Origin of the sequence: Streptomyces sp. NPDC058375, assembly GCF_042723425.1 — a bacterium.
GTDB lineage: Bacteria > Actinomycetota > Actinomycetes > Streptomycetales > Streptomycetaceae > Streptomyces > Streptomyces durocortorensis.
The window spans coordinates 1-11,386 of record NZ_JBHXJG010000235.1 but is presented as its reverse complement, the minus strand read 5'-3'; the positions used below and the strand labels follow the sequence as shown (position 1 = coordinate 11,386).

At 74.2% G+C, this 11,386-nt stretch carries 6 protein-coding genes; 2 read left to right on the top strand and 4 right to left on the bottom strand.

All coding sequences use genetic code 11. The annotated features are described in order from the left end of the window. The 4 genes from ACFWM7_RS28390 to ACFWM7_RS28375 all read right to left on the bottom strand — a co-directional run. A partial coding sequence (locus ACFWM7_RS28390; RefSeq protein WP_383265709.1) for a protein kinase occupies window positions 1-1,115 on the bottom strand: 1,115 nt, incomplete at its 3' end. A 178-nt stretch (window positions 1,116-1,293) separates the two neighbouring features. Beyond that, on the bottom strand, window positions 1,294-4,659 hold the full coding sequence (locus tag ACFWM7_RS28385; RefSeq protein ID WP_383265707.1) for a protein kinase: 3,366 nt from the start codon (window positions 4,657-4,659) through the stop codon (window positions 1,294-1,296). A 210-nt stretch (window positions 4,660-4,869) separates the two neighbouring features. After that, window positions 4,870-6,999: a serine/threonine-protein kinase gene (locus ACFWM7_RS28380; RefSeq protein WP_383265704.1), complete on the bottom strand. Its 2,130-nt coding sequence runs from the start codon at window positions 6,997-6,999 to the stop codon at window positions 4,870-4,872. Window positions 7,000-7,265: 266 nt separating this feature from the next. Next, window positions 7,266-8,972 carry a glycerol-3-phosphate dehydrogenase/oxidase gene (locus ACFWM7_RS28375; RefSeq protein WP_383265701.1) on the bottom strand — a complete coding sequence of 569 codons (1,707 nt, stop codon included), beginning with the start codon at window positions 8,970-8,972 and terminating at the stop codon, window positions 7,266-7,268. Between the two features lie 242 nt (window positions 8,973-9,214). Here ACFWM7_RS28375 and ACFWM7_RS28370 point away from each other — a divergent pair, with 242 nt between their 5' ends. Then, window positions 9,215-10,477 carry a nucleotide sugar dehydrogenase gene (locus tag ACFWM7_RS28370; RefSeq protein ID WP_383265698.1) on the top strand — a complete coding sequence of 421 codons (1,263 nt, stop codon included), beginning with the start codon at window positions 9,215-9,217 and terminating at the stop codon, window positions 10,475-10,477. Between the two features lie 142 nt (window positions 10,478-10,619). Then, a complete protein-coding gene (locus ACFWM7_RS28365; protein WP_383265696.1) occupies window positions 10,620-11,321 on the top strand; it encodes a hypothetical protein in 702 nt (233 codons plus the stop codon). Window positions 11,322-11,386 lie beyond the last annotated feature (65 nt).

The following is an 11,386-nucleotide window of genomic DNA, read 5'->3' as shown; positions in this document are numbered from 1 at the left end:
CCCTGCGCGCCGACTTCACCGGCGAGGTCGCCCGGCTCGTCGCCTACGTACGCCGGTCCTGGGAGGACGAGCCGGGCGGAAGCGGGGCCGGTGGCCGGGGACACCTGGTCGGAGGCGGGCCGGGCGATCTCGTCGGGGGTCGCTCCGGGCAGCCGGGCGGTGGCCCCGTCCGAGCCGGGCGGATCGGCCGGGGCGCCGGGGCCGCCTCCGTCCCGGTAGCCGTACCGGGCGTCCTCGGGGAAGCGCTGGGTCGGCACATGCGCCTGGGCGGCCCGGGGTTCGCGGCCCTCCATGGCGTCCAGCAGCATCTGCTCGGTCTGCGCGGCGGTGGGCCTCTCGGCCGGGTCCTTGCGGAGCAGCGCGGTGATGACGGCCCCGAGCGGACCGGCGTTGACCGGAGCGGGCGGCTCCTCGGTGACGACGGCCTGCATGGTGGAGATCGGGGACGTACGGCGGAACGGGGAGGTCCCCTCGACGGCCGTGTACAGCGTGGCGCCCAGCGACCAGAGGTCGGAGGCCGGCCCGGGGTCGCCGCCGCGTACCCGCTCCGGGGCCAGGTAGTCGATGGAGCCGACCAGTTCGCCGGTACGGGTGATGGTGGAGTCGCCCTCGATCGCGGCGATCCCGAAGTCGGTGAGGAGCACCTGTCCGTCGCGGGCGAGCAGGACGTTGCCCGGTTTGACGTCCCGGTGGAGCACCCCGGCGCTGTGGGCGGCGCGCAGGGCGCTCAGCACGTGCAGGCCGATGCGGGCCGCCTCGCGCGGGGCGATCTCGCCGCTCTCCTTCGCCTGGTCGGCGAGCGAGGGCCCGTCGACGTACTGCATGACGATCCAGGGGCGGTTGTCGTACTCGATCACGTCGTGGACGGTGACGACGCCGGGGTGCGTGATGCGTGCCGCCGCCCGGGCCTCCTTCTGCGTCCGGGCGTGCAGGACGAGCCGGTCGGCCTCGGCGACGTACAGCCCGGCGGTCAACTCCTTGACAGCGACCGTGCGGTGCAGCACTTCGTCGTGGGCGCGCCAGACCTTGCCCATGCCGCCCCGGCCGAGGACGTCGCTCAGCCGGTAGCGCCCCGCCAGCACCAGTCCGGCTTCCGTGCCCTGTGATCGATCCACGTGTTGTCCCCGCCCCGTTCCTCGGATGGCCAGATTACGGAGGCGGGGTGCGGCGCGGATACGGGGGATCGCCCACGAGACCGCACTGTGATGGTTGTCGACACCGCACAACGCCCTTGGCGGGGCGGCGGCGATGACGTGTGCTCAGGCGGTGACGCGGGTCGGCCGTGACCTGCGGTCAGCCGGCGACCCGGTAGGAGGCGATGGCCTGCTCGTAGATCTCGGTGACCTTGTCCCGGTCGTTCTCGGGGCCGATGACCTGAATGACGTGGTAGCGGCCTTCGACGATCATGGCGAGATTACGGACGAACACCTCGCGCCCGCCGCTCTCCTGCCAGGTGAACTGCCCCTCGGCCATGGCCTGCCGGCCGACGTCGACCCGGCGCAGTCCGGACGAGGAGGACCAGCTGGAGTCCCGGAACGGCTGAAGCTCGGGCTCCTTGTCCCGCTGGTAGTCCAGCGGATCGCCGCCCGCCGACTTCACGGTGTCGCGGCCGGGCACCACGAGCAGGGTGAACCCGTCGCTGCCGTAACGGATCTGACGGTCCGCGTTGGCCGGGCTGCGCTGCCAGTCCTTCGGTACGCCGACCTCGAAGCCCTCCGCGTCCTTGCGGAGCGCGTAGCCGGGGGCGAGTGCGACGGCGGACCGGCTGGTCTGCGGCTGCTGCGAGCCGGACTCCCCGGACCCGCTCGCGGAGGCGGACGGCTCGGGCTCCCCCGAGGCGGCGGGCGGCGCGGCGGAGTTGGCGGGTGAGGCCGGAGCCCCGCTGTCCTTGCCCGGCTCCTGCTTCGGCATGAACATCACGGCGTACGCGACGGCGGCGGCCATCAGCAGCAGGATGAGGATCAGCAGCAGGCGCCCGAGGCGGCGCGGCGACGCGCCCTCGTCCCGGCGCGGCGGTTCGCGCAGCACCCGGGGGCCCTTGGGCGCACGCGGTGTGCGGGCCGGGCGCTCCTCCTCCCAGGCCTCCACGGGCATCCGTACGGACCGGTCGGGCGGCAGCAGTGCGTCCTGCCGGTCCCGCTGCTTCCCGCCGCGCTCCTTCGGCGGCTGCCGGCGCTTCCCCTGGCGATGCCTGCCGTGCGCCGTGCCGCCGCCGAAACGGCCCCGGCGCCGGCGGACCAGCTCGCCCCGGCGGCGTACGACGGGGAGCCGGCTGGCGTCGGGCGCGGGAAGCGTCACGACGTCGGAGCCCGCCTCCGGCTCCGGCGCGGAGCGCACCAGCGAGCGCAGCCAGCCGCGCAGCTCCTCGAAGTCCGGCCGCTCCGTGGGGTCCTGGCGCAGCAGCGACTCGACGACGGGCCGCAGCGGACCGCACTCCTCCGCGAAGGCGGGCGGCTCCCCGCACACCATCTGGACCAGCTCGGCCGCGTTCTCCTCGGGATAGGGGGCGTGGCCCTGGACGGCGCGGTAGAGCAGCGCGCCGAGCGCCCACAGGTCGGTGGACGGGCCGATCGGGGGTGCGAGCTGCCAGTTGTCGTGGACCGGGCCCGCCTGCTCGGGGGCCCAGCGCTCGGTGACGGCTCCGACGACGGCGATCCGTGCCTGACGGGCCCGCTCGGCGGCGAGCGGAGTGGCGGGGCCGCGGTAGACGGCGGGTTCGCCGCCGCCCGCGACGGCGTCCTCCCAGGCCCGGGCGGCGGTCCGCCCGGCCGGGGGCGGCGCGGTGCGGGCGAGCTGCTTCGGGGCGGGGACCGGCGGGCCCGGCCGCCGGGAGTCGGCGCGCAGCGCGTCCTCGCCGGAGCCGCCGGCGGAGACGGGCCGCGCGCGGGGCCCGTCGTCCCAGGTCCCGGCGAGGTGGACGCGGCGGCCCGGCGGCCGGGGGTCTTCGTCGTCCTCGTCGTCCTCGTCGTCGTAGGGGTCCTCGGCGGGAGCGCCCCAGGGGGCGGTCGGCCGGGGGGCGACGGGGGCGGGCCGCTGGAGGGGGAGGGCGCGGGCGTCGGGGGCGGGTCCGGGATCGGCTTCGGTGGCGCCGGTGGTGCTGGTCGGGTCCACGCCGGTTGTGCCGGTGGGGCCCGCGCCGGGGGTGCCGGTGGTGCTGGTCGGGTCCACGCCGGTTGTGCCGGTAGGGCCCGCGCCGGTGACGTCCGCGCCGGGGGCGGGTCCGGTGGTACGGGAGCCCGGGGCGGCTTCGCGCTCGTCCGGCGGCGGCTTCGTGAGGTCGGCCGGGGTGCGGTCGGCCTGCTGCCGCTCCTCGGTGACCCGGGCGGCGGCCCGCGCGCCCGCCCGGTAGGCGGCGATGGCTCCGGCGCGCGCGGCCCGCAGCTGGGCGGCGCTCGCGGCGCCCGGCTCGGCGGGGGGCGGTACGGCGGTGTACGGGACGGCGGGGGCGGCGGGGCGCGGGACGATCTCCTGCCCCTCGGTCCGCTGCGCCGGGACCGGATCGGCCTCGCGGCCCGGCGGCAGGCCGTACCGGTCGTCGTCGCGGCGCGGCGCGTACCCCTGCGGCAGCGGCGGAACGGACAGCTCGCGGCCCGACCGGCCGTCCCGGTCCGACCAGCCGTCCCCGTCCGACCGGCCGTCCCGGTCCGACCAGCCGTCCCCGTCCGACCGACCCTCACGGCCCGACCAGCCGTCCCCGTCCGACCGACCCTCACGGCCCGACCGACCGTCCCGGTCCGACCAGCCGTCGCCGTCCGACCGACCGTCCCGGCCCCCACGCCACTCACCGCCACCGTCGCCACTCCCGTGACCCGCGCGCTCCTGGGCGTACCCGCCCTCCTCGACGGCCCCGTCACTCTCGCCGGCCCCGTAGGCCCGGGGGCCCTCGACGGCCCCGTAGCCCTGGAGGCTCTCGCCGCCCTCGTAGCTCTGGTAGCTCTCGACGGCCTCGTAGCCCTCGTCGTTCCTGGCCGGCGGGAGCTGATGCGCGGCGTCGAGCTCCCTCGGCGGGGTGGGCTCGGCGGCCGGGATGCCGTACGTCGTCGGGGCGGCCACCGGATCGGCGTCGGGCTGCGGTCCGGGGGCGTACCCGCAGAGGGCCTCCTCGGCGGCGCCCGCCGCGAGGCCGGTGAGCATGACGCGGCCGTCGTCGCACACCAGGACCGTGCGCACGGTGATGTTGCGGTGGGTCCAGCCGTGGGCGTGCAGCACCCGCAGGGCGGTGAGCACGTCGGAGCCGATCTCGGCGGCCCGGTAGGGGGTGAGGGGGCGCTCGGCGAGGAGAGCGGCGAGCGACCGGGCCGCCACGAGCTCGCTGACTATCCACAGCGAACCCGCTTCGGCGAACACGTCGAAGACCTGGTCGAGCCGGGGGTGGTCGGGCACCTGGGCGGCGGCCTGCGCGGCCTCGATCGCCCGCCGGACCGCGGGGTCCGTACTGCGGCGGACCGCCCGGCCGGCGGTGCGCCCGGACATCGGGGCCCGCCCGTCGCCGTCGAGCACCTCGGCGTCCACGATCTCCGGCAACGGCACCTGGCGGACCAGGACTTCCTGCCCGCTGTAGGTGTCGAACGCCCGGGTCTCGGCCAGTTCGTACCCGTCGGACGGGGGCAGCGGAAGGCGGTAGCGGTCGGCAAGCACCCGACCCGCGTAGTCGTCCACGACGCCTCCCCAGAGCGCGCTGTTCCCCGGCCATCAGAGCTGCACGAACCCGTCAGTTACGGTCATTCGGCGGGCAATTGACCCGTCGTTCCGGCTGCGTACGGTCTCCGGCCTCTTACGATACGTGGCAACACGGGTCGACGGGCCGGGTCGCGCCAACCCGGCCCGCACAAACGTTTCACACCGGTCCGGATCGGGCGCGCCCGGCGGTCAGTCCGTGGGGGTGAACGTGGCGAACGCGGTGTCGCGCAGCGTCCGGCACTCCTCGCCGTCCCACTCGTCCGCCTTGCAGCTGATCATGATCGAGTAGCCGCGCTTGGCGTCCACCTTGAAGCCGCGGTTGAGCACCTTGACCCGGACGCCGTTGTGGTTGCGCTCGAACGTCCAGTCGGCGACGGTCGGATAGCCGTTGTACTCGACCTTCTTTATGCTGCCGTGCTTGTAGCCGTCGCTGAGGACCTTGGCGCTGCCCACGGCCCCGCGCCAGGCGGCCGCGGCGTCGTCCTTGGGCGAGCTGTTGAAGTCGACCTGGACCCGGGGGAAGCTGCCCTGCGAGGCGTTGTAGATGCCACCGGAGTTGGTGCCCGCGATGCCGGTGCGCTCGAAGTCCTCGGGCATCGCCATGGTGAAGTGGAACCGGGTGTCGGCGATCTCCTTGTAGCCGGCGGGCAGGGAGCCGCCCGCGTCCGGCCCGTCGCCCTCGTCGCCCTTCGGGTCGTCGGCCTTCGGGTCGTCGGAGCCCTCGCCGGACGGGTCCTCGGAGGCCCGGCCGTCCTCCTGGCCCTGGCCCTCCTTCTGGCCGTCGCCCTTCTCGCCGGCCGAACCGCCGCCCGTGTCGTCGCCCTTGTCGTCGGCGCCGCCGGCCGAGGCTCCGGCCGAAGCGGCGGTGTCGTCCTTGCCGCTCTTGCCGGCGTCGTCGCCGCCGAGCGTGAGGGCGAGGACCGTGCCGAGGATGGCCAGCACGACGACGGCCGCGATGATCGCGAGGGTGCGGCGGGGCACCACGTCGGTGATCGAGGCGCGCGTGGACGCGGCCGAGGACGGCGGGCGCTGCCCGGGCACGGAAGCGTTCGCCGCCACCGCGGACTTCGGGGTGCCGACGGGGGCGTCGGGGGCCGCGACGGCGCTCTTCGCGCCCGCCCCGGACTTCGCGGCCGGGGCTGCCGGGGCAGAAGTCCCGGGCGGCGACGGCGGCTTGGGCGGGGCGACGGGTGATCCGGTGGCAGCGGCGGCCGGGGATCCCGCCGACGCCGCAGCCGCGGCGGCTCCGGCGGCCGCCGCCGGGGTCTTCGCGTTGCGCACGGAGCGCAGGGCGCCGCGCAGCCGGTCGCGGGCGCCCTCGCCGGACTCGCTCGTTCCGGTGGACTGCTTGGGCGGCTTCGGGGCCTTGGGCTGTTTCGGCGTCCGCTTGACCAGGGGGTCGGCGGCCGGGGCCGGCGGGATGGCCATGATCTGGGTGGAGTCCACCGGGGCCGGCGCGGGGACGTCGGGGGCGTTGATGACGTCGTTGAGCAACGCCCGTGCCCCGGCGTCGTCCAGGCGCTGATCGGGATCGCGGGCGAGCAGCCCGTAGATGACCTCGGTGAGCGGACCGGCGTTCTTCGGCGGGTCGAGCGGTTCGGTCATCACGGCCGTCAGGGTGGCGATGGCCGAGCCCTTGTCGTACGGCGGGCAGCCCTCGACGCTCGCGTACAGCAGTCCGCCGAGGGACCAGAGGTCGGCGGGCGGGCCGGGCTTGTGACCGCGGGCCCGCTCCGGCGAGATGTACGAGGGGGCGCCGACGAGCATGCCGGTGGAGGTGACCGACGGGTCGCCCTCGACCTGGGCGATGCCGAAGTCGGTGAGCACGACGCGCCCGTCCTCGGCGATCAGCACGTTGGACGGCTTCACGTCGCGGTGGAGGATGCCCTCGCGGTGCGCCGAGCGCAGCACGTCGAGGATGGCCAGCCCGACCTCGGCGGCCCGCCTCGGCGTCAGCGTGCCGTCCTCACGGATCGCCTCGGCGAGCGACTTGCCCTCGATCAGCTCCATGACGATCCACGGGCGGTCGTCCTCGTCGACCACGTCGTAGACGGTCACCGCGCTGTTGTTGCGGATCCGTGCGATCGCCTTGGCCTCACGCAGGGTGCGCGTGATCAGCCGGCGCTTCTCGTCCTCGTCGATCGCCGAGGGGAACCGCAGTTCCTTCACCGCGACCGTACGGCCGAGCGTCTCGTCGTCGGCGCGCCAGACCGTGCCCATGCCACCCCGGCCGAGCACCTCACCGAGCCGGTAGCGCCCCGCGAGGAGACGACCGTTCTTGTCCCGTTGGGGCTCCCGTGCCTGCTCCGCCTCCGACATGCGTCCCCTCTGCGATCAACCCGCCCTGGCAGAGCGTTCATTGTCCCTCACCCCGGGACCGGTCCTGGTGCCGGGTCCGGGGTCCGCCGCGCCGCGGCCCATGGAGGAATCTCCCACAGCCTCCTACCAACCCGGCCTCCCCGTCCAGGCCGGACCGGCCCACCGCCCCGCCCCACGGGACCGATGGGGCCCAACTGCCCCGGAGGCAACAGGCGGTGGCCGCCGTCCGGGGCTCGCCGGGGCAGGGGGGCGCCGAAGGGGCCCTCCTAGATCGGCACGATGTCCGGTGCGCCGAGCCGGGCGGCGTCCGCCGTGAGGTCGTCGGGCTGCCGCTGGGATTCGCGCTCGGCCTCCACCCGCTTCTCGTAGTGCTCGACCTCCCGGTCGATCCGCCCCTGGTCCCAGCCCAGCACCGGCGCCATCAGCTCCGCGCAGAGCCGGGCGCTGAGGGTGCCCCGGTCGAAGGTCTCGATGGAGATCCGGGTGCGCCGGGTCAGCACGTCGTCCAGATGGCGGGCGCCCTCGTGGGAGGCCGCGTAGACGATCTCGGCGCGCAGATAGTCGTCGGCGGCGGGCAGGGGTTCGCCCAGGGCGGGGTCGGCGAGGATCAGTTCCAGAATTTCTTCCGTCATTGAGCCGTACCGGTTGAGCAGATGCTCCACCCGGGCGACATGGAGTCCGGTGCGGGCCGCGATCCGGGCGCGCGCGTTCCACAGGGCCCTGTACCCCTCGGCCCCGATCAGCGGGGTGTCCTCGGTGACGCAGGCGGCGACCCGCTGGTCGAGTCCGTGCACCGCCTCGTCCACCGCGTCCTTCGCCATGACGCGGTACGTCGTGTACTTGCCGCCCGCCACGACGACCAGGCCGGGGGCGGGGTGGGCGACGGTGTGCTCCCGCGAGAGCTTGCTGGTGGCGTCCGACTCGCCGGCCAGCAGGGGCCGCAGCCCGGCATAGACGCCCTGGACGTCATCCCTGGTCAGCGGGGTGTTCAGGACGGAGTTCACGTGCTGCAGGAGATAGTCGATATCGGCGCTGGAGGCGGCCGGGTGGGCCTTGTCCAGATCCCAGTCGGTGTCGGTGGTGCCGATGATCCAGTGCCGGCCCCAGGGGATGACGAAGAGGACGGACTTCTCGGTGCGCAGGATGAGGCCGGTGGAGGAGTGGATGCGGTCCTTGGGGACGACCAGGTGGATGCCCTTGGAGGCCCGGACGTGGAACTGTCCGCGCTCGCCGATGAGCCCCTGGGTGTCGTCGGTCCACACGCCGGTCGCGTTGACCACCTGCTTGGCGCGGACCTCGTACTCCGTGCCGCTCTCGACGTCCCGGACGAGCGCGCCGACGACCCGCTCGCCCTCGCGGAGGAAGCCGACGACCCGGGCCTGGTTCGCCACGTGGGCGCCGTAGGACGCGGCGGTGCGCACCAGGTCGGTGACGAAGCGGGCGTCGTCCATCTGGGCGTCGTAATACTGGAGGGCGCCGACCAGGGCGTCCTTCTTGAGCGCGGGGGCGACCCGCAGGGCGTGCTTGCGGGAGAGGTGGCGGTGGACGGGGAGGCCGCGGCCGTGGCCGGAGGAGACCGACATCGCGTCGTACAGCGCGACGCCGGAGCCGGCGTAGAGCCGCTCCCAGCCCTTGTGCTGCAAGGGGTAGAGGAAGGGCACGGGCTTCACCAGGTGCGGGGCGAGCCGCTCCAGGAGCAGCCCGCGCTCCTTGAGCGCCTCCCGGACCAGGGCGAAGTCGAGCATCTCCAGATAGCGCAGGCCGCCGTGGATCAGCTTGCTCGACCTGCTCGATGTGCCGGACGCCCAGTCGCGCGCCTCGACCAGGCCGGTCGTCAGGCCTCTGGTGGCGGCGTCCAGCGCCGTGCCCGCGCCGACCACGCCCGCCCCCACGACCAGCACGTCCAGTTCGCGCTCGGCCATGGCGGCGAGCGCGGCGGTGCGCTCGGCCGGTCCCAGTGTCGCTGTCCTCACTGCTGCCTCCCGGTGGATCGGGGTGGTCGGACACGGGAGTGCCACCCGGCCGAGGGGCCGGCCGCCCGTGTCCACCCCTCGATTCTGTCCGCGCTCCCCGAGTTCAGCCACCGCCTGTGGACAACACCCGGACGTCCGGAACCACAGAATGCGACATATAGGTCATATTTACGCCTATTCTGACATTGCACTGTCCACAGCAGTTGCGATCTTCGCTCTCCGCACTTAGGGGGTCTTCCTGTATGCCCGCGGACCTCGCCGTCATCGGACTCGGTCACCTCGGCCTGCCCCTCGCCCAGGCCGCCGTGACCGCCGGAATCGACACCATCGGCTACGACCCCGATCCACGCCCCTACGCGGAGCTCAGGGCGGGCCGCAGCCCCGTCGAGGGCACCCTCACCGCGTCCGGGATCCGCCGCATGCTCTCCGGCGGCTTCCGCCCCACCACCGACCCCGCCGAGCTGGGCCGGGTCCGTACCGCCGTGATCTGCTCCCCCACCCCGCTCGGCCCCGACCGCACCGTCGACCTCACCGCGCTCGGCGACGCCGCCCGCGCCCTGGCCGCCCGGCTGCGCCCGCACACCACCGTGCTGCTGGAATCCGCCGTACCGCCCGGCACCACCGAGAACGTCCTGCGCCCCCTGCTCGAAGAGGGCTCCGGACTCGTCGCCGGACGCGACTTCCACCTCGCCTGCTCCCCCGGCCGGCTCGACCCCGGCAACCGCACCCACACCATGGCCAACACGCCCAAGGTCATCGGCGGCCTCACCCCTGCCTGCACCGAGTCGGCCGCCGCCTTCTACGGACGGCTCACCGACAAGGTCGTCCGGGCCCGCGGACCGCGCGAGGCGGAGATGACGAAGGTGCTGGAGACCAACTTCCGGCACGTCAACATCGCGCTGGTCAACGAGATGGCGGTGCTCTGCCACGACCTCGGCGTCGACTTCTGGGACGTCATCCGGTGCGCGGAGACCAAGCCGTTCGGCTTCCAGCCCTTCCGCCCCGGCCCCGGCGTCGGCGGGCACGGCGTCCCGGTGGACCCCGGCTGCACGCCCTACAGCACCGGCACCCCCGGACACCCGCTGCGGATGGTCTCGCTGGCGCAGGAGATCAACGACCGGATGCCCAGTTACGTCATCCGGCGCTGCGCCACCCTCCTGAACGAGCACGGCAAGTCCGTGCGGGGCGCGCGCGTGCTGCTGCTCGGCGTCACCTACAAGCCGGACAGCGCCGACCAGGAGGCCGCGCCCGCCCGGGAGATCGCCGCCCGGCTGATGGACATGGGCGCCCAGATCGGCTACCACGACCCGCACGTCCTGGACTGGCGGGTACGCGAACGCCCCGTCCCGCGCGCCGACTCGCTGTACGAGGCGGCGGCCGCGGCCGACCTGACCGTACTGCTCCAGCAGCACCGCACCTACGACCTCCAGGGCCTCGCGGTGAAGGCCCAACTGCTCCTGGACACCCGGGGGGCGACTCCGGCGGGGGCCGCGCACCGGCTGTAGGAGGAGCCCCGGGATGTGACGGGCCGTCGAAAGATCGTCAGTGACCGGATCCGGACGGTGCTGCTACTCTGCGGCGTCACAGAGCGCACAGACGTGCGAACTACGCACACGCGTGTGCAGCCGTCCCAGGGGGAGCCCCACCGTGAGTCAGCCCGTGCAGCCGCCGAACCAGCCCCAGCAGCCCTTCGGCGGTCAGCCCGTCGACGGCAACCCGTACGTCGGCCAGCCGGGTCAGCCCACCGCCCCGACCGGCAACCCGTACGGCCAGCAGGCTCCCGGCGCGCCCACCGGCAACCCCTACGGCCAGCAGGCTCCCAGCGCGCCCACCGGCAACCCCTACGGCCAGCAGCCCCCGGCCCCGGCCGGCAATCCGTTCGCGGGTCAGCAGCCCGGCCAGGGCGCCCCGTTCGCCGGTGGCGCGCCGTTCACCCCGGCTCCCCCGGCCCGCAACAACATCCTGCTCGGCGTGGGGGTCGCACTCGGTGCGGCGATCGTCGCGGGCATCCTGTACGGCGTGATCGCGGGCTCCATCGAGCGCGAGGTCGGCTACGCGGCGGTCGGCGTCGGCTTCCTGGTCGGCTTCGCGGCGAGCAAGGTCGGCGGCTCCAACCCGGCCGTCATCGCCGCGTCGGCGGTCTTCTCGGTCGGCGCGGTCTACATCGGTCAGCTCATCGGCATCTCGATGGTGCTGGCCGACCTGGCGCAGATCCCGTTCTCCGAGGTCGTCGGCGACCACTTCGACACCGTGACGGACGCCTGGTCGCAGGAGGCCGACTTCATGACGTACCTCTTCCTCGGCATCGGCGCGATCGCCGCAGTCGGTGGCGCGAAGAAGGCCGGCTGACACCCCGCGGGCCATCTCGCAGAACATATCTCGCAGAACATACGGAAGGGCCCGGACCGGTGATC